Annotated in this window: 18 protein-coding genes; all 18 read left to right on the top strand. The window is 60.6% G+C overall.

Annotated elements, in window-relative coordinates; genetic code table 11:
• The first annotated feature begins 9 nt into the window (after positions 1-9).
• The 18 genes from arcA (at position 10) to R6258_RS13395 (ending at position 18,129) form a co-directional block, all read left to right on the top strand.
• On the top strand, positions 10-1,263 hold the full coding sequence (arcA, locus tag R6258_RS13480) for an arginine deiminase (RefSeq protein ID WP_318451107.1): 1,254 nt from the start codon (positions 10-12) through the stop codon (positions 1,261-1,263).
• Between the two features lie 39 nt (positions 1,264-1,302).
• Positions 1,303-2,313: an ornithine carbamoyltransferase gene (locus R6258_RS13475; protein WP_318451106.1), complete on the top strand. Its 1,011-nt coding sequence runs from the start codon at positions 1,303-1,305 to the stop codon at positions 2,311-2,313.
• A 26-nt stretch (positions 2,314-2,339) separates the two neighbouring features.
• The gene (gene arcC / locus R6258_RS13470) at positions 2,340-3,269 is read left to right on the top strand and encodes a carbamate kinase (RefSeq protein WP_318451104.1); all 930 of its coding nucleotides are present in this window, start codon (positions 2,340-2,342) and stop codon (positions 3,267-3,269) included.
• Between the two features lie 111 nt (positions 3,270-3,380).
• A complete protein-coding gene (locus tag R6258_RS13465) occupies positions 3,381-4,457 on the top strand; it encodes an HlyD family secretion protein (protein WP_318451102.1) in 1,077 nt (358 codons plus the stop codon).
• A complete protein-coding gene (gene rbbA, locus R6258_RS13460) occupies positions 4,454-7,177 on the top strand; it encodes a ribosome-associated ATPase/putative transporter RbbA (RefSeq protein WP_318451100.1) in 2,724 nt (907 codons plus the stop codon). The genes R6258_RS13465 and rbbA overlap by 4 nt, the downstream gene beginning before the upstream one ends.
• Position 7,178: 1 nt before the next feature.
• Positions 7,179-8,294, top strand: coding sequence for an ABC transporter permease (locus R6258_RS13455; RefSeq protein ID WP_318451099.1), 1,116 nt, complete (start codon positions 7,179-7,181; stop codon positions 8,292-8,294).
• A gap of 217 nt (positions 8,295-8,511) precedes the next feature.
• Positions 8,512-9,540, top strand: coding sequence for a zinc-dependent alcohol dehydrogenase family protein (locus R6258_RS13450; protein ID WP_318451097.1), 1,029 nt, complete (start codon positions 8,512-8,514; stop codon positions 9,538-9,540).
• Positions 9,541-9,712: 172 nt separating this feature from the next.
• Entirely contained in the window at positions 9,713-10,072 is a 360-nt protein-coding gene (locus tag R6258_RS13445) for a hypothetical protein (RefSeq protein ID WP_318451095.1), read from the top strand.
• Positions 10,073-10,122: 50 nt separating this feature from the next.
• On the top strand, positions 10,123-10,581 hold the full coding sequence (locus R6258_RS13440) for a hypothetical protein (protein WP_318451094.1): 459 nt from the start codon (positions 10,123-10,125) through the stop codon (positions 10,579-10,581).
• Between the two features lie 80 nt (positions 10,582-10,661).
• Positions 10,662-12,389, top strand: coding sequence for a PHA/PHB synthase family protein (locus R6258_RS13435; protein ID WP_318451092.1), 1,728 nt, complete (start codon positions 10,662-10,664; stop codon positions 12,387-12,389).
• Between the two features lie 87 nt (positions 12,390-12,476).
• The gene (locus R6258_RS13430; RefSeq protein ID WP_318451091.1) at positions 12,477-12,803 is read left to right on the top strand and encodes a TraR/DksA C4-type zinc finger protein; all 327 of its coding nucleotides are present in this window, start codon (positions 12,477-12,479) and stop codon (positions 12,801-12,803) included.
• A 53-nt stretch (positions 12,804-12,856) separates the two neighbouring features.
• Positions 12,857-14,752 (top strand): ATP-dependent zinc metalloprotease FtsH, encoded by a 1,896-nt coding sequence (gene ftsH / locus R6258_RS13425; RefSeq protein WP_318451090.1) that lies wholly within the window; start codon positions 12,857-12,859, stop codon positions 14,750-14,752.
• The gene (gene atpD, locus R6258_RS13420; RefSeq protein ID WP_412176378.1) at positions 14,724-16,172 is read left to right on the top strand and encodes a F0F1 ATP synthase subunit beta; all 1,449 of its coding nucleotides are present in this window, start codon (positions 14,724-14,726) and stop codon (positions 16,170-16,172) included. Before ftsH ends, atpD begins: the two co-directional genes overlap by 29 nt.
• Positions 16,169-16,615 carry a F0F1 ATP synthase subunit epsilon gene (locus R6258_RS13415; protein ID WP_318451087.1) on the top strand — a complete coding sequence of 149 codons (447 nt, stop codon included), beginning with the start codon at positions 16,169-16,171 and terminating at the stop codon, positions 16,613-16,615. Before atpD ends, R6258_RS13415 begins: the two co-directional genes overlap by 4 nt.
• Positions 16,605-16,880, top strand: coding sequence for an AtpZ/AtpI family protein (locus R6258_RS13410; protein ID WP_318451085.1), 276 nt, complete (start codon positions 16,605-16,607; stop codon positions 16,878-16,880). The genes R6258_RS13415 and R6258_RS13410 overlap by 11 nt, the downstream gene beginning before the upstream one ends.
• A gap of 37 nt (positions 16,881-16,917) precedes the next feature.
• Positions 16,918-17,187 (top strand): ATP synthase subunit I, encoded by a 270-nt coding sequence (locus R6258_RS13405; protein WP_318451083.1) that lies wholly within the window; start codon positions 16,918-16,920, stop codon positions 17,185-17,187.
• Positions 17,184-17,879: a F0F1 ATP synthase subunit A gene (locus R6258_RS13400; protein WP_318451081.1), complete on the top strand. Its 696-nt coding sequence runs from the start codon at positions 17,184-17,186 to the stop codon at positions 17,877-17,879. The genes R6258_RS13405 and R6258_RS13400 overlap by 4 nt, the downstream gene beginning before the upstream one ends.
• Position 17,880: 1 nt before the next feature.
• Positions 17,881-18,129 (top strand): F0F1 ATP synthase subunit C, encoded by a 249-nt coding sequence (locus R6258_RS13395; protein ID WP_318451079.1) that lies wholly within the window; start codon positions 17,881-17,883, stop codon positions 18,127-18,129.
• Positions 18,130-18,131: the final 2 nt, after the last annotated feature.

Raw genomic sequence — 18,131 nt, 5'->3', positions numbered from 1 at the left:
GAGTACATCATGACTTTTCCACTGCAACTTGGCGTTCATTCGGAAATCGGCAAACTGCGCAAGGTGCTGGTCTGCTCGCCGGGATTGGCCCACCAGCGGCTCACCCCGAGTAATTGCGACGACCTGCTCTTCGACGACGTTATTTGGGTCAACCAGGCCAAGCGCGACCATTTCGACTTCATCACCAAGATGCGCGAACGTGGTATCGAAGTTCTCGAAATGCATAACCTGCTGGCAGAGATCGTCAAGAACCCCGAGGCCCGCAAATGGATTCTCGACCGAAAGGTCACTGCCAACCTGGTAGGCCTGGGCTTACAGCAGGAAGTCCGTGCCTGGATTGAAGAACAGGAGCCGCGTCGACTCGCCGAATTCCTTATCGGAGGCGTCTCGGGGGATGACCTGCCTGGCGATCACGCCAGTGTGATCGCCAGGATGTTCCGCGACTATCTTGGCCACTCGAGCTTCATTCTTCCCCCGCTCCCCAACACGCTGTTCACCCGGGATACCACCTGCTGGATTTACGGTGGCGTGACATTGAATCCCATGCACTGGATGGCACGCCGCCAGGAAACCTTGCTGACCTCCGCGATCTACAAGTTCCATCCCGAATTCGCCAACGCCAGCTTCCAGGTCTGGTACGGCGATCCCGATATCGATCATGGCATGGCCTCGCTGGAAGGCGGCGACGTCATGCCGCTCGGCAAGGGCATCGTGCTGATCGGCATGGGAGAGCGGACCTCGCGCCAGGCGATTGGTCAGCTAGCACAGTCGTTGTTCAACCAGGGGGCGGCCGAGCGGATCATCGTCGCGGGCCTGCCAAAATCCCGTGCCGCCATGCACCTGGATACCGTGTTCAGTTTCTGTGACCACGATCTGGTGACGGTCTTTCCAGAAGCCGTGCAGTCCATCGTCGCATTCAGCCTGCGCCCCGATGAAAACAAGCCGGGTGGCATCGACGTACGCCGCGAAGAGCAGGGTTTTCTCGAAGTCGTGGCCACGGCCCTGGGCCTGAAGAAACTACGCACGGTGCAGACGGGAGGCGACAGCTACGAGGCCGAGCGGGAGCAGTGGGATGACGGCAACAACGTGGTGGCCCTGGAACCCGGCGTAGTCATCGGCTATGACCGCAACACCTACACCAATACGCTGCTGCGCAAGGCCGGGGTCGAGGTCATCACAATCGACGCCAGTGAGCTGGGGCGTGGTCGCGGCGGTGGCCATTGCATGACCTGCCCAATCATTCGGGAACCCGTGAATTACTGATTCATCCCTATCCTATTTGTATCTCCGAGGTGAACCTGCATGGCCTTCAACATTCACAACCGTAGCTTGCTTAGCCTGATGCATCACAGTCCTCGCGAGCTGCGCTACCTGCTTGATCTTTCCCGGGATCTGAAGCGCGCCAGGTACACCGGCAGCGAACGGCAACACCTGAAAGGCAAGAATATCGCGCTTATATTCGAGAAGACCTCGACCCGTACACGCTGCGCCTTCGAAGTGGCCGCTTATCAGCAGGGCGCAAACGTGACCTACATCGACCCCACATCTTCCCAGATCGGCCACAAGGAAACGATGAAGGACACGGCACGGGTCCTGGGCCGCATGTACGATGCCATCGAATATCGGGGGTTCAGTCAGGCCGTTGTCGAAGAGTTGGATACGTATGCCGGCGTTCCCGTCTTCAACGGCTTGACCGATGAATACCATCCAACCCAGATGCTCGCTGACGTATTGACCATGCGCGAACACAGTGACAAGCCATTGCACGAGATCAGCTACGCCTATCTGGGTGATGCACGTAACAACATGGGGAGTTCATTGCTATTGGTCGGCGCCAAACTGGGCATGGACGTTCGCATCGGGGCACCCAAGGAACTCTGGCCGAATTCCGAGCATGTTGAGATATGCCGACGTTTCGCCGAGGAAGCGGGTGGTCGATTGACACTCACCGAAACACCCGCCGAGGCGGTCCAGGGCGTAGACTTCATTCATACCGACGTCTGGGTCTCCATGGGAGAACCCTTGGAAACCTGGGGCGAGCGTATCCGGCTTCTGACCCCCTATCAGGTGAACAAGGCCCTACTGGACGCCAGCGGCAACCCCCGGGTGAAGTTCATGCACTGCCTGCCGGCATTCCATAACGCTGAAACCAAGGTCGGCAAGCAGATCGCCGCGCAATATCCCGAGCTGGCGAGCGGCATCGAGGTCACTGAGGAGGTCTTCGAATCCTCCGCCTGCATCGCCTTCGAACAGGCCGAGAACCGCATGCACACAATCAAGGCCGTACTGGTTGCCACCCTCGGCGATATCTGACACTCACGGCATGGGAGATAAACTCGATGCGCATCGTCACCGCCTTGGGCGGCAATGCACTGCTTCGTCGTGGTGAGCCATTGACGGCGGATAACCAGCGCGAGAATGTACGCATCGCCTGTGCCCAGCTTGCCAAGATCATTTCCGGCAACGAAGTGGTGATCGCCCACGGCAATGGCCCCCAGGTCGGTCTCTTGGCCCTGCAGAGTGCGGCCTACAGCGGGGTCGCCCCCTACCCGCTGGATGTACTCGGTGCTCAGACGGAAGGCATGATCGGCTACATGATCGAGCAGGAATTAGGGAATCTACTACCTGTAGAGGTCCCATTCGCCACTATTCTCACTCAGGTCGAGGTGGACGCCTCCGATCCTGCTTTCCAGCACCCGAGCAAACCCATCGGCCCGGTTTATTCGCAGCAGGAAGCCCAACATTTGGCAAAAGAGAAAGGATGGAGCATCGCTCCCGATGGTGACTGTTTTCGCCGGGTGGTCCCGAGTCCGCGCCCCAAGCGCATCTTCGAGATCCGCCCGGTGAAGTGGCTGCTCGAGAAAGGCAGCGTCGTGATCTGTGCCGGCGGTGGGGGCATACCGACCATCTACGATGAGGGACGCAAACTGCACGGTATCGAAGCGGTCATCGACAAGGATTCATGCTCGGCACTCCTGGCCCAGGAACTCGCCAGTGACCTGCTGGTCATCGCCACCGACGTCGACGCTGCCTATGTCGACTGGGGCCAGCCCAGTCAGCGAGCCATTGCCCGCGCTCATCCGGATGCGCTGGAAAAACTCTCATTTGCGGCAGGTTCCATGGGCCCTAAGGTCGAGGCCGCCTGCGACTTCGCCCGTCGTACTGACAAGGAGGCGGTCATTGGTTCCCTGACGAATATCGAGGCCATTGTCCAAGGCACGGCCGGGACTCGTATCAGCCTGTCGACAGCGGGAATCGAGTATCGCTGAGCAAGTCACGGACGCGGCAAACCTCGCTCGGGAGCAACAGGCATACCTGTGTGCTTCCAGTGACGTCACTTCGCTTTCACAGCCCCTGCCCCATGGCGATCGGAGCCAGTCATGAATCGACCACCTCGCAAGCGACTGATCCAAGCCCTGCTCTTCGTCGTCCTGTTGGCGGCCATCGGGCTGGTCGCCTGGTATGAATTGCGCCCTAGTGGTCTGGGCGACGCCATCGCGAGCGGTAATGGACGCATGGAAGCGACCGAGATCGACATCGCTACCAAGCTGAGCGGCCGCGTGGCGGAGATTCTGGTCGATGAAGGCGATTTCGTGGCCCCCGGCCAACTGCTGGCCCGGATGGACACCCGGACGCTCGACGCACAATTGCGCCAGGCCCAGGCCGAACTGCAGCGCATGCATAACGCCTTGCAAACCGCCCTCGCTCAAGTGGCCCAAAACGAAAGCACAAAGGCCGCGGCGGAAGCCGTCGTGCTTCAACGCCGGGCGGAGTTGACCGCGGCACGCAAGCGCTACGAGCGCTCCAACACCCTCGTCCAGCGCAACGCCATTTCTCGTCAGCAGCTCGACGACGATCGCGCCGCCATGCAAAGCGCCGAAGCCGCGCTGGCCGCCTCGAGAGCCCAGGTCTCGGCGGCCGAGGCGGCCATCGTCGCGGCCCGCTCCCAGGTCGTCGAGGCGCAGTCCGCCATCGACGCCGCCGACGCCAGCGTGGCGAAGGTCCAGGCGGACCTGGATGACAGCCAACTGCATGCCGACCGCCTGGCCCGAGTGCAGTATCGTGTCGCTGAACCCGGTGAGGTCCTGGCCTCGGGGGGCAAGGTCCTCAATCTGATCGACCTGACCGACGTCTACATGACGTTCTTTCTGCCCACCTCCCAGGCCGGCCGCGTGGCGCTGGGCGACGATGTCCATCTGGTGCTGGATGCTGCCCCGGAGTATGTAATTCCCGCTCGCGTCAGCTTCGTCGCCAACGCGGCCCAATTCACTCCCAAGACGGTGGAAACGGCCAGCGAGCGGGAAAAACTTATGTTCCGGATTCGCGCGCGCATCGATCCCCAGCTGCTACTTGAGCACCTCGAGCAGGTCAAGACCGGCTTGCCCGGCATGGCCTATCTCAAGCTCGATTCCAAGGCCGAGTGGCCTGACTTCCTTCAGGTGAACGTTAACTCATGACCGGGGACGACGTCGCGCGGCTGCACAACGTCAGCCTGCAGTATGCCAGGGTCGTGGCTCTTGCCGATGTGAGTCTCGATATCCCGGCCCGGAAAATGGCTGGTCTGATCGGCCCCGATGGGGTCGGCAAATCGAGTCTGCTGGCGTTGATCGCCGGTGCACGGCGACTTCAGAAGGGGCGCATCGAGGTCCTCGGCGGCGACATGGCCTACAGCGAGCATCGCCGTCTCACAGGGCCGCGTATCGCCTATATGCCCCAAGGACTCGGCAAGAACCTCTACGCAACCCTGACCGTGCGCGAGAATCTCAAGTTCTTCGGTCGTCTATTCGCTCAGGATCACGCCGAGCGCGAGCGTCGCATCACCGACCTGACCCGCAGCACCGGCCTGGCCGATTTCACCGAGCGCCCCGCCGGCAAGCTCTCCGGCGGCATGAAACAGAAGTTGGGCTTGTGCTGCGCGCTGATTCACGACCCCGATCTGCTGATCCTCGACGAGCCGACGACCGGAGTCGATCCGCTTTCACGAAGTCAGTTCTGGGAGCTCATCGCCCGCATTCGCCTGCAGCGTCCCCATATGAGTGTGCTCGTGGCCACGGCTTACATGGACGAGGCCCGACGCTTCGATTGGCTCGTGGCGATGAATGACGGCCGGGTACTCGACACCGGTACGCCCCAGGCCCTTCTTGAGCGGACCCATTGCACGACACTGGAAGCAGCTTTCATTGAGCTGTTACCCGAAGACCGTCGCCGCGAGCATCAAGTGCTAAACATTCCGCCGCGACACGCCAATGAAGAGATTGCCATCGAGGCCCATGATCTAACCAAGCAGTTCGGCGATTTCACCGCCGTGGATCATGTCGATTTTCGCATCGAGCGCGGCGAGATATTCGGCTTCCTCGGCTCCAATGGTTGCGGCAAGTCGACCACCATGAAAATGCTGACCGGCCTGCTGCCGTTCGAGCAAGGCCAAGCTCGGCTATTCGGCCAACCGGTCGCCCCCAACAATATCAAGGCCCGGCGGCGGATCGGCTACATGTCGCAGGCATTCTCGCTGTACAGCGAGCTAACCGTGGGACAGAACCTTGATTTGCATGCCCGTCTGTTTAGCCTGCCTGATGCAGACTATCGTCTGCGCCGCCAGGAGCTGCTGACTCGTTTCGGTCTCGCTAACGTCGTCGACAAACTGCCCGACCGCCTGCCATTAGGCATCCGTCAACGCCTGTCGCTGGCGGTCGCGGTACTGCACCGTCCGGAAATCCTGATCCTCGACGAACCGACCTCCGGCGTCGATCCGATCGCCCGCGACAATTTCTGGGTCCAACTGGTGAAGATGTCGCGCGAGGACGGCGTCACCATCTTCATCTCCACGCACTTCATGAACGAAGCCATGCGCTGCGATCGCGTCTCGCTGATGCATGCCGGTCGGGTACTCGCCAGCGATACGCCGCAGGCACTGATGGCGAGTCGTGGCAGCGACACACTGGAACAGGCCTTCATCGCCTATCTGCGCGAAGCCAGTCCATCCCCCCGAGGACCGGTCGACAGTGCCCCGGCAGGCCCCGTCAACATGACGACTGCAACCGCCTCACCCCCGCGCTTCAGTTGGCGGCGGCTGCTTAGCTATGCCCATCGCGAAGGCCTGGAACTACGCCGCGACCCGATACGTGCCACCATGGCACTGATCGGCACTCTCGTGTTGATGTTCATTATGGGCTATGGCATCAACATGGACGTGGAGGATCTTTCCTTCGCGGTGCTCGACCGCGATCAGACCACGACCAGTCAGCACTATATCCTCGACCTCTCCGGCTCGCGTTACTTCCATGAGAAGGCGCCGCTGCAGAACTACGCTGACATGGAGGCACGGCTGCGCAACGGCGACATCAGTCTCGCGGTGGAAATACCGCCCGATTTTGGACGCGACATCAAGCGCGGCGACTCACCACAGGTGTCCTACTGGATTGACGGTGCCATGCCCGCTCGCGCTAGCACCATCCGGGGCTATGTCCAGGGCATCCACAACACCTACCTGCAGGAACTCGCGCGTAGTACGGGAACGAGCGCCGACGATGGACCGGTGGACATAGCCCTGCGCTATCGCTACAACCCCGATGTGCAAAGCCTGCCGGCCATGGTGCCGACGATCATTCCGTTGTTGCTTATGATGATTCCGGCCATGCTGACCGCATTGGGCGTGGTACGCGAGAAGGAGCTCGGTTCGATCATCAACTTCTACGTCACGCCAGTGACCCGGCTGGAGTTTCTGGTTGGCAAGCAACTGCCCTACCTAATCCTGGGCTTGGTTAACTTTCTGCTGTTGGTGTTATTAGCGATCCTGGTGTTCGATGTGCCGCTCAAGGGCAACCCGTTCACCCTGGCCCTAGGCGCCCTGCTCTACGTTATGTGCGCTACCGGGCTGGGCTTTTTATTCTCGGCACTGTTCAACAGTCAGATCGCAGCGATCTTCGGCACCACGATCGGCACGCTGGTCCCGGCACTGCAATTCTCGGGCATGTTCAATCCCGTTTCGTCAATGGAGGGCGCTTCAGCCATGATTGGCCATCTTTATCCCACCAGCCATTTCCTGTTGATCTGCCGCGGCGTGTTCTCCAAGGACCTCGGCCTGGCCGAGCTGTACCCTCATTTTCTGGCCCTGCTGGCTACCATCCCGGTATTAAGCCTGCTTAGCCTAGTCAGCCTCAGGAAACAGGAAAAGTGAAATGCCCAAGTTTGCCAATGTAATGCAGCTTGGCTTCAAGGAACTGCGGGCTTTACTGCGCGATCCAGCAATGATGACGCTGATCGCCTATGCCTTCACGCTCAGCATCTATGCCAGCGCTACCGGCGTACCGGAGACACCGCATCGCGCTGCCATTGCCGTGGTCGATGAGGACCGCTCAGCTGCATCGCAGCGCATCCTGGATGCGTTGCAGGAGCCCTACTTCCTCGAGCCGCAACTGACCGGCCATGACGAGATGGACGAGGGGATGGACGACGGGCGCTATACCTTCACTCTCGACATTCCCCCCAATTTTCAACGCGACCTGCTTGACGGCAATAAAGTCACTCTGCAACTCAACGTCGATGCAACTCAGATCAGCCAGGCGTTTACCGGCGCCGGCTATCTTCAGCAGATCATCAACAGCGAAGTCGCTTCCTTCCTTTACGGGCCAGAGGAGACGGGCACGCCGCTGGTACAGGCGGTGGTACGCATTGCCTACAATCCAAACCTGACCGCGTCCTGGTTCGGCGCGGTGAATGACGTCATTAACCATGTCACCATGCTATCGATCATCCTCACCGGTGCGGCGCTGATCCGCGAGCGCGAACATGGCACTATTGAGCATCTACTAGTCACGCCGGTGACGCCCTTCGAGATCATGCTGGCTAAAGTCTGGTCGATGGGACTGGTGGTACTGGTGGCCGCCACGCTGGCGCTGCGGCTCGTTGTCAATATCTGGTTGGAGGTTCCGCTGGCAGGCTCTTTCATCTTGTTCCTGTTCGGCGCCATGCTGCATTTATTCGCAACCACCTCAATGGGCATTTTCTTCGGCACCGTGGCTCGTTCCATGCCTCAGCTCGGGCTACTGATCATCCTCACGTTGATCCCGTTACAGATGCTATCCGGCGGCACGACACCGCGGGAAAGCATGCCGGAACTCATCCAGAATATCATGCTTGCCGCCCCCACCACCCACTTCGTAATGCTGGGGCAAAGCATTCTATTTCGCGGCGCGGGATTATCCGTCGTCTGGCCACAACTAATGATGCTAGCCGTCATCGGCACGCTCTTCTTCGGCGTAGCTCTGTCACGGCTACGTAAATCACTAGCATGAATATATAGAACATCAGGTGTTGGCTAACACATTGAAACTTCGACTGTAGAGTCGCTTCAATGAGTAGTCCTGTGTTCAGGCTCTAGTATTAATCTATTCGTCAAAAAGTCACCACCTTTACCAAGTTTGATGTCGATCAATTCCTACTGGTGCGTTGCAGCCATACTCTTGGCAATAAGCGGCCTCGTCTCCAGGTCGCAAAAAGGAGTACCAATCGATGAAAGCGCTTGTCTACGAAGGGGTGGGCCAACGAAGCTGGAAGGACAAGCCCCGCCCCGACATCGAAAAATCCACGGATGCCATTGTACGCTTGACGCATACCACCATCTGCGGAACTGACTTGCATATCCTCAAGGGCGACGTGCCCGCGGTGGAAGCCGGCCGTACCCTGGGCCACGAGGGGATTGGCATCGTCGAGGAGATTGGCGATAGCGTCAGCGGCCTCAAGGCGGGCGATCAGGTGCTGATCTCTTGCATCACCTCCTGTGGCCACTGCGACTACTGCAAGCAAGGCATGTACGCGCATTGTCGCGATGGTGGCTGGATTCTTGGGCACAAGATAGACGGTACCCAGGCCGAGTTCGTGCGCATTCCGCATGCCGATAATAGTCTCTACCGGCTACCGCCGGGACTCGATCCCGCCGCTGCCCTGATGCTCAGTGACATCCTGCCCACCGGGCACGAGATCGGCGCGCTCAATGGCGAAGTCAAGCTGGGCGATACAATAGCCATCGTCGGCGCCGGCCCTATCGGTCTGGCGGCCCTGCTCACTTCACGCTTCTATTCGCCGGCCCGCATCATCATGGTCGACCCCGACGAGAACCGGTTAGCCGTGGCCCGTCAGCTAGGCGCGACCGATACCGTCAGTGCCGATGCGGTCGAGGCGATCATGCAGCTCACCAATGGTGAAGGTGTCGATGTGGCCATGGAAGCAGTAGGCATTCCCGAATCGTTCGATACCTGCCAGCGCATCCTGCGGCCTGGCGGAAAGCTCGCCAACATCGGCGTACATGGTCGCAGCGTCGAACTACACATCGAGGAGCTGTGGATCAAGAACGTCACCGTGCGCACGGGGCTGGTAAACACCAATACCATTCCTGTACTGATGCGCTTTCTCGAAGCCGGCGGCATCGACGCGGAAAGCTTGATCACCCACCGGTTCGCCTTGAACGAGATCGATCAGGCTTATCAGGTATTTTCGCGCGCGGCCTCGGAAAAGGCGATCAAGATGCTACTGACAGCCTGATAAACGAACCGGCCTGGCGTTGGCGTTAGGCCGTTCGCGATACGACTATTTGCTCATCAATTGCAGGTTAATACACGCTTCACTTTATAATATTAAATAAAATGATGTCCGTCTAAATAACGTAAGGAAACAGGGAACTTCTATATTTCTTTCTTCCACGGGAGACAAGACGATGACAACAATAGAGCTGCCTAAAATTCCCTTGAAAGCCGCCAGCACCAACAATCTCTTCCTATGGTGGTATCACCCTTGGATGGAGGCTACCGACTCGTCAGCCAAGCTACGGCGCATCTGGCAGGATACGCTTAACGACGCCGTCCGCCACGAACTTGAGTTTTTCTCGGCCATGGCGATTTCCTACAGCAAGCTCACGCATTGCATGTTGGGTCTCGGCGGACTGAAGACACCGACGTCGATGGCGTCCTGTTATCGCGAAATCGCCGATGACATGACCGAAGCCACCTGGAAACGCATGCGCAAGGTCTCGGAGCTCAGCGACGAACTTAGAGAGCGCATCTGGTGCGAAATCTGAGCAGTCGTCGACAGAGTAACGCTTCTGCTAACCAGCGACAGGACAGCTGAATGACGGTCGAAACCATTCAAGACGTGCTGGGACTGACCCGGCAGCTGCATACCAACCTGGCCGATACACTGGAGCGAGCCTCCGGACACGCCCGGCAGGAAAGGCTGCGCATGCTGCTCGACTATCTGTCCCGGCATGAACGCGAGCTTAGTCGGGTCGTGGCGCTGAGCGAGAAAGATGCTCAGGCCGCCGCGCTCCATACCTGGTGCGCGGAGTACGTCGACAAGCATAGCTTCACGCACGAAACGCTGGACAACATCGATTACGCCACCATGAGCACCGCCGAGGTCATGGCCGCGGTGTTGGCAATTCATGAGCGGGTCATCGAGCTCTATCGCTATTTGTCGACGCGGGCCGAAGTGTCGTCGGCCGGGGAGCTGTTGAACAACCTTCTGGAACTGGAACGCCATGAAACCATGCGCATGATGCGTGACGCGGAAGAACTTGAGGATCTCTAGGCTCAGGCTGAAAAATCGACGAGCCATGGCCAGACAATGACAGGCAGCGCCTAACCACCGTCCGCGAGGACATACTATTCATGCTATTCGACGATACTCAGCACGACAGCCTGGACAGGCTTGTGCGTGCCTCGCTGGCGGAGCTGACCCTGGGCATTTCTCCCGCCTCGGCCATACTGACCTATCTGGACTGGCTGTCCAGCCTGATGCTCTCTCCCGGGACCCAGGCCCATCTCGTGCAGAAAGCCATGAAGAAGCAGCTGCGCTTGACGCATTGGGCCAGCCATTCGGCCTTCGACACGGATGCCGCCCCCTGTATAGAGCCGTTGCCTCAGGACCGGCGCTTTCGCGATCCGGCCTGGCGGGCCTTCCCCTACAATATGCTTTATCAAGGTTTCCTGCTGCATCAGCAGTGGTGGCATAACGCCACCACCGGCCTGCGCGGATTGTCGCCGCATCACGAACAGGCGGTGGAATTCGGCGCCCGCCAATGGCTGGATGTGCTGTCGCCATCCAACTACCTGCTGACCAACCCGGTCGTGTTCAAGAAGACCCTGGCCAGCGGCGGGGCGAACCTACTGAAGGGTATGGAATACTGGTGGGAGGATATCCAGAACCAGTGGCTAGGCAATAAGCCGGAGGGCACCGAGGATTATGTAGTGGGCCGCGACGTTGCCATCACTCCGGGCAAGGTCGTCTACCGCAACCATTTGATCGAACTGATCCAGTACACGCCGACCACCCCAGAGGCCCATGCGATGCCGTTGCTGATCGTGCCGGCATGGATCATGAAGTACTACATCCTCGATCTTTCGCCGCATAACTCGCTGGTGAAGTACCTGGTCGATCGCGGGCATACCGTGTTCATGGTCTCCTGGCGCAACCCCACGGAAGCGGATCGCGACATCGGCATGGACGACTATCGGCGGCAAGGCATCCTGGAGAGCCTGGATGTCATCGGCCGCCTCGTGCCCGACCAGAAGATTCATGCCGTCGGCTACTGCCTGGGAGGAACGCTGCTGGCCATTACCGCCGCAGCGATGGCACGCGACGAAGACGATCGCCTGGCGTCGATGACCCTGTTCGCCGCACAGACCGATTTTCGCGAAGCCGGCGAGCTGATGCTGTTCATCGACGACAAGCAGCTCGACTTCCTCGAGGATCTGATGTGGGCCCAGGGCATACTCGATACCAAGCAGATGGCCGGGGTGTTTCAGATTCTGCGCTCGAATGATCTGATTTGGTCACGAATCGTCAATGAATATCTGCTAGGCGCACGGCAGCCCATGAATGACTTGCTGGCCTGGAATACCGATGCGACACGCATGCCCTACCGTATGCATTCAGAATACCTGCGCCAACTCTTTTTGAACAACGATCTAGCCGAGGGCCGTTTCCGGGTGGATGACCGTCCCATAGCGCTCAGCGATATCCAGGTACCGCTGTTCTGTGTCGGCACCGAATGGGACCACGTCGCTCCCTGGCGGTCCACCTATAAGCTGAACCTGCTCTCAGACGCACCGGAAGTCACCTTCCTACTCACCAGCGGGGGACACAACGCGGGTATCGTCAGCCCACCGGAGCACCTGCATCGGCATTACCGCATGGCGACCGCACATCATGGTGACCCTTATATCGACCCGGACACCTGGCTGGCGCGCACGCCTGCCCACCCCGGCTCCTGGTGGCCAGCCTGGCGGGCCTGGCTGGCGGAGCGCTCAGGACCATGCGCCCCAGCGCCAGATGTCGGGTCGCAGGCCTATCCTCCGCTCGAGGACGCCCCGGGCAGCTACGTACGACAAGCGTGAGCAGGGTGTGACCTGCATCAAGAATAACGATTTCCATATGCCGTTTAATGGGACCATATCCCTGATTCGACATCACTGGGTGCATCAATGGACAAGCCAGACAGAAAGGCCCTGCTGGAAGGACTTCGAGCGGAACTCCGAGAGCGTATTCAGCGCTACGAAGATCATCGGCACCGTATCAGTGGCGTCTTGGACAAGGATCTCGAAGACCAAGCAACTCAAGCTCAGAACGACGAAGTGGTCGACGGGCTGGAGGAAGAAGCCACGGAAGAACTGGCCCAGGTCGAACGAGCCCTGGCACGTATCAATGCTCAACTGGGCGAGCGCTGCGAGAAATGCGGTGACCCGATTGAGGCTGGACGCCTGGAGGCGTTGCCTTATACGACCCGTTGTAAGAACTGCGTCGCCTCGTAAGAGCGGCTCAGCATCATCCGCTCCTGCCTTACGAAGCGACCTGTGAGGTCAGCATGGATAAGCGATATCAGGCACATGCCTTGTTTTTCATCATCGGCCTCATCTTCATCCTGATCGCTCAGGATTTCATCGCCGCGGGTCGCTCCTTCAAACCGATTGCCTACTCCGAGTTTCGCCAGCACCTTGAGCAGGGCGATATCGATACTCTGAAAATCGGTACTGAGCGGATCAAGGGGACCTACAAGTCGCCCCTGCCTGACGGTGCTACCGGCTTCACCACTCATCGCGTCGACCCCGATCTGGCCACGGAGCTGGCCCAGTATGCTGTCACATTCGACGGCGAGCCGGATGAGACCTGGCTGACGTCGCTGCTTTCCTGGCTGCTGCCTATCATGTTCGTGCTCGCTATCTGGGGGATATTCCTGCGCCGGATGACCGCCGGCCAGGGCGGCCTTGGCGGCATGATGACGCTCGGCAAGTCCAAGGCCCGCGTCTATGTCGAGACCGAGACCAAGGTGACGTTTGCCGACGTGGCGGGTATCGACGAGGCCAAGGATGAGTTGAAGGAAGTGGTGGCTTTCCTGCGCGATCCGCAACGCTATGGCCGGCTGGGCGCTCATGTCCCCAAGGGCATCCTGCTGGTCGGCCCGCCGGGAACCGGCAAGACGCTGCTGGCCCGGGCCGTGGCCGGAGAAGCCGGCGTACCCTTCTTCTCGATTTCCGGTTCGGAATTCGTGGAAATGTTCGTCGGCGTGGGCGCGGCCCGGGTCAGGGACCTGTTCGCTCAGGCGGCCAAGACTACGCCGTGCATCATCTTCATCGATGAACTGGATGCCCTCGGTGGCGCCCGCGGGCTGGGATTGTCCGGTGGCCATGACGAGAAGGATCAGACACTCAACCAGTTGCTGACCGAGCTCGATGGCTTCGACACTTCATCCGGCATCGTGTTGCTGGCCGCCACCAACCGACCCGAGATTCTCGACCCCGCCCTGCTGCGCGCAGGACGCTTCGACCGCCAGGTGCTGGTCGACCGCCCCGAACGCAAGGGACGCATCGCCATACTCAACGTTCATTTGAAGAAGATCAGCAAGCTGGCGTCCGATATCGATGCTGAGCAGATCGCCGCCCTAACCCCGGGGTTCACCGGCGCCGACCTGGCCAATCTGGTCAACGAGGCCGCCTTGCTGGCCACGCGCCGCGATGCCGATGCGGTGACGCTGGACGATTTCACACGCGCCGTGGAACGCATCGTTGCCGGGCTGGAAAAGAAAAGCCGCGTACTCAACGAACATGAGCGGGGCGTTGTGGCGCATCATGAAATGGGACATGCGCTGGTCGCCGCGTCATTGCCCGGCATGGACCCCGTGCACAAGGTCTCGATCATACCCCGCGGCGTTGGCGCGCTGGGTTACACCATCCAGCGTCCCACCGAGGAGCGTTTCCTGCAGACCGTCGCCGACCTGAAAAGCCGCATGGCGGTACTGATGGGCGGCCGTGCCGCAGAGCGCCTGATCTTCAACGAAATCTCCACCGGGGCGGCCGATGATCTGGCCAAGGTCACCGACATCGCCCGCAGCATGGTCACTCGGTTTGGAATGAGCGACGAAGGTGGCCAAGTCATCTATGAGGAGGACCGCCAGGCCTTCCTCGGTGACAAGTTCGGCCTCGCCAGGCCCAAGAGCTATTCCGAGGCCACGGCCCGCGACATTGATGCCGCCGTGGGTCGGCTGGTCGATGACGCTTTCGACCATGCCACGCAGATACTGACCGGTCGTCGTAACGACTTGGAGAATGGCGCCGCGATGCTGCTGGAGCGCGAAACGCTGACCGTCCAGGACTTTCCACCCATGGGGCAGGTGACGGTATCGCCCACCGCACCGCAACCCCGTCAGCCAAACGGCAACGTCTCCGAGCCCCCCCATGGAGCCGAGTGCCACCATCATGGCTGAAGAACTCCTGGGATGGGTGAGCGCCGTACGCGGCGCGGTAGTCGACGTCGCGTTTCCCCACGGCTTGCCACGCATCAATGAAGCGTTGGCCATTTTGCGCGAGGATGGCTCTGCGCTACTGGTTGAGGTGCAAGCCCATCTGGACGACCACCATGTACGCAGCATTGCCTTGGCGAACACCTCGGGTCTGTCCCGGGGTGTTCGGGTGCAGGGACTCAATGGTCCGCTCAGCGTGCCGGTGGGCGACCTCGTGCTGGGGCGACTGCTCGACGTGACCGGTATCCCTGGCGACGCCGGCCCCGCCTTGCCCGATGACACTGCTCGGCGTTCGATTCATCAGCCACCCCCCGCGCTGGCCGCGCAGCATGCGACCAGCGAGCGCTTCGCCACGGGCCTCAAGGTCCTCGATCTGCTGACGCCCTTGGTTCAGGGTGGCAAGGCGGCCATGTTCGGTGGCGCCGGGGTCGGCAAGACCGTACTGGTCATGGAACTGATCCATGCCATGGTCGAGCGTTATCAAGGCATTTCCGTATTTGCCGGCGTTGGCGAACGCTCTCGCGAAGGGCACGAGATGCTCCTCGACATGCGCCAATCCGGTGTCCTGCCGCATACCGTGCTCGTCTACGGACAAATGAACGAGCCTCCCGGCGCACGCTGGCGTGTTCCACTGACGGCACTGTCCATCGCCGAGTATTTCCGCGATGAACGCCGCAAGAACGTACTGCTGCTGATGGATAATGTCTTTCGCTTCGTCCAGGCCGGCGCCGAGGTATCCGGCCTGCTCGGTCGCCTGCCCTCGCGCGTTGGCTACCAGCCAACGCTGGCCGACGAGGTGGCCGCCCTGCAGGAGCGCATCGTTTCGGTGGAAGGGGTGGCCGTCACCGCGATCGAGGCCGTCTATGTCCCCGCCGACGATTTTACCGACCCCGCGGTCACCGCCCTAGCCAGTCATATGGATAGCATGGTCGTACTGTCCCGAGCCATGGCGGCCCAAGGCATGTACCCGGCCATCGATCCGATTGCCTCGTCATCGGTTCTGCTCGATCCACTGATTGTCGGCGAAACCCACTTCACCCTCGCTACCGAGGTGCGTCGCACCATCGAGCATTATCGCAGCCTGCAGGATGTGATTTCGCTGCTCGGGGTCGAGGAACTGGGTAGCGAGGACCGGCGTATCGTTGCACGCGCTCGGCGCCTGCAACGCTTTCTGACCCAGCCGTTCGCGGTGACGGAAGCCTTCACCGGCATGCCTGGCCGCTCGGTAGCGATCGATGACACCCTGGCGGGTTGTCAGGCCATTCTGGATGGGGAATGCGACGACTGGCAGGAACGCTCGCTGTATATGGTCGGCACACTCGACGAGGCACGCAGCAAGGAACAGGCGACTAGCCAAGGCGAGACCGGAGACCGAATGCCATGAGCCATGCACCGTTTCACCTGGTGATCGCCACGCCACAGCAGATCCTCCTCGAACGCGATGATATCGTGGCCTTGCGCGCCGAGGATGCCAGCGGCAGCTTTGGCCTGTTGCCCGGCCACGTGGATTTCTTGACCGTACTCTCGCCCTCAGTGGTGCGCTGGCGCTGCAGTGAGGATAGCCGCGGCTACTGCGCAGTGCACAGTGGCGTACTGAGCCTGGTGAGGCGCGAATTGCGCATTGCCTGTCGCGAGGGCGTAATCGGCGACGATCTCGAGGCGCTGGAAGCGCACGTTCACCAGGCCCGCGAGCAGCAGCGCGACAATATCCGTCAGGCGCGTGTCGAGCACCTGCGTCTACACACCCAGGCAGTACGCCAGTTGGTGCGCTACCTGCGCCCTGGCCATGAAACGACGATGCATGAAGGGGGCGACAATGAGCCATGAGCCCAATCATGTGCGCGACGCTGCCCGGCGTGCCGCGGAACGCGCCCGACGCGGCCAGGAAGATCCAGAACCGTCACTGGCGAGGCGTCTGGGCCAGATCGGCGTACTGGGATGGGCCATCGTCATTCCCCTGCTGCTGGGCCTGTTGCTGGGGCGCTGGCTCGACCGCCTGCTGGGCACCGGCGTGCTGTTCGCTGCAGCGCTGCTTTTCGTGGGTGCGGGAATCGGCCTGTGGTCGGCCTGGCGCTGGATGCACCGGCAATGATTGAACGAAAGCCATCGCCCTACAAGGAGCCAGCGAGATGAACCCGATCGAACAGGTCATGGCAGGCCTGGCTCTGGGCCTGGCAGGCGGCCTGGTCCACTTCCTGTCGCTGGCCTGGAATCTCAAGCTGTTCCTGGCCGGCAGGACATGGCGGGCCTTGGGCATCCAGATCCTGCGCCTGACGGTCACGGTCGCCGTGCTGGCCGGCCTGGCCCATTGGGGGGCGCTCGCCGTACTGGCTGGCCTGGCCGGGCTACTGGTAGCGCGTCACCTCACATTACGTACGCGAAGGGCGACGACGCCATGAACGACTCCCCGCTGGTCACCTCCGCCCTGTTCCATGTCGGCCCGGTGCCGATCAGTGCCGCCGTCACCGTGACCTGGCTGCTGATCGTCGCAAGTACTGCTGGCAGTTGGGCGCTGACCCGAAGACTCTCGTTGCGTCCCGGAAAGGCCCAGAGTGCCCTTGAGCTATTCGTCGAGACCCTCGATCACCAGTTGCGCGACACCATGCAGGTCTCTCCCGAACCCTACCGGGCACTGATCGGCACGCTGTTTCTGTTCATCCTCGCCGCCAACTGGTCAGCGCTGATTCCCGGCATCGAGCCGCCGACGGCGCATCTGGAGACCGATATCGTGCTTGCCTTGATCGTATTGGCAGCCAGCATCGGCTATGGCGTGGCGACCCGCGGTCTGGCGGGGTATCTGCACACCTTCGCCGAGCCAAGTTGGATGATGGTTCCGCTGAACCTGGTCGAACAGCTTACCCGCACGTTCTCACTGATCGTGCGCCTCTTCGGCAACATCATGAGCGGCGTGTTCGTGCTGGGCATCACCCTATCGTTGGCAGGGCTGCTGGTGCCGATCCCGTTCATGGCGCTGGATCTTTTAACGGGAGCCATCCAGGCCTACATCTTCAGCGTTCTCGCCATGGTTTTCCTGGGCGCCGCCGTGGAAGAGCCCCCGACGCCGCATTCTGTGGAACATAAGGAGTCTTGAGTTGGACAATCTCATTCAGATCGTCAGCATTCTCGCGGCGGCGATTGCCGTCTCCTTCGGAGCCATCGGCCCCGCGCTCGCCGAAGGCCGGGCCGTGGCGGCCGCCATGGACGCCATCGCCCGTCAGCCCGAATCGGCCGGCACGTTATCGCGGACCCTCTTCGTAGGGCTGGCAATGATCGAGACCATGGCCATCTACTGCCTGGTAATTGCCGTGCTGGTGCTGTTTGCCAATCCTTTCATTGGGTAGGC

Source organism: Halomonas sp. HP20-15, assembly GCF_033446685.1.
Lineage (GTDB): Bacteria > Pseudomonadota > Gammaproteobacteria > Pseudomonadales > Halomonadaceae > Modicisalibacter.
Note: the sequence above shows the minus strand (reverse complement) of the source record. Positions and strands in the feature narration are given on the sequence as shown.

Bases quoted from the DNA above. Each gene is read 5' to 3' on its own strand.
- arcA (WP_318451107.1), top strand. From the start codon at position 10: ATGACTTTTCCACTGCAACTTGGCGTTCATTCGGAAATCGGCAAACTG.
- R6258_RS13475 (WP_318451106.1), top strand. From the start codon at position 1,303: ATGGCCTTCAACATTCACAACCGTAGCTTGCTTAGCCTGATGCATCAC.
- arcC (WP_318451104.1), top strand. From the start codon at position 2,340: ATGCGCATCGTCACCGCCTTGGGCGGCAATGCACTGCTTCGTCGTGGT.
- R6258_RS13465 (WP_318451102.1), top strand. From the start codon at position 3,381: ATGAATCGACCACCTCGCAAGCGACTGATCCAAGCCCTGCTCTTCGTC.
- rbbA (WP_318451100.1), top strand. From the start codon at position 4,454: ATGACCGGGGACGACGTCGCGCGGCTGCACAACGTCAGCCTGCAGTAT.
- R6258_RS13455 (WP_318451099.1), top strand. From the start codon at position 7,179: ATGCCCAAGTTTGCCAATGTAATGCAGCTTGGCTTCAAGGAACTGCGG.
- R6258_RS13450 (WP_318451097.1), top strand. From the start codon at position 8,512: ATGAAAGCGCTTGTCTACGAAGGGGTGGGCCAACGAAGCTGGAAGGAC.
- R6258_RS13445 (WP_318451095.1), top strand. From the start codon at position 9,713: ATGACAACAATAGAGCTGCCTAAAATTCCCTTGAAAGCCGCCAGCACC.
- R6258_RS13440 (WP_318451094.1), top strand. From the start codon at position 10,123: ATGACGGTCGAAACCATTCAAGACGTGCTGGGACTGACCCGGCAGCTG.
- R6258_RS13435 (WP_318451092.1), top strand. From the start codon at position 10,662: ATGCTATTCGACGATACTCAGCACGACAGCCTGGACAGGCTTGTGCGT.
- R6258_RS13430 (WP_318451091.1), top strand. From the start codon at position 12,477: ATGGACAAGCCAGACAGAAAGGCCCTGCTGGAAGGACTTCGAGCGGAA.
- ftsH (WP_318451090.1), top strand. From the start codon at position 12,857: ATGGATAAGCGATATCAGGCACATGCCTTGTTTTTCATCATCGGCCTC.
- atpD (WP_412176378.1), top strand. From the start codon at position 14,724: ATGGAGCCGAGTGCCACCATCATGGCTGAAGAACTCCTGGGATGGGTG.
- R6258_RS13415 (WP_318451087.1), top strand. From the start codon at position 16,169: ATGAGCCATGCACCGTTTCACCTGGTGATCGCCACGCCACAGCAGATC.
- R6258_RS13410 (WP_318451085.1), top strand. From the start codon at position 16,605: ATGAGCCATGAGCCCAATCATGTGCGCGACGCTGCCCGGCGTGCCGCG.
- R6258_RS13405 (WP_318451083.1), top strand. From the start codon at position 16,918: ATGAACCCGATCGAACAGGTCATGGCAGGCCTGGCTCTGGGCCTGGCA.
- R6258_RS13400 (WP_318451081.1), top strand. From the start codon at position 17,184: ATGAACGACTCCCCGCTGGTCACCTCCGCCCTGTTCCATGTCGGCCCG.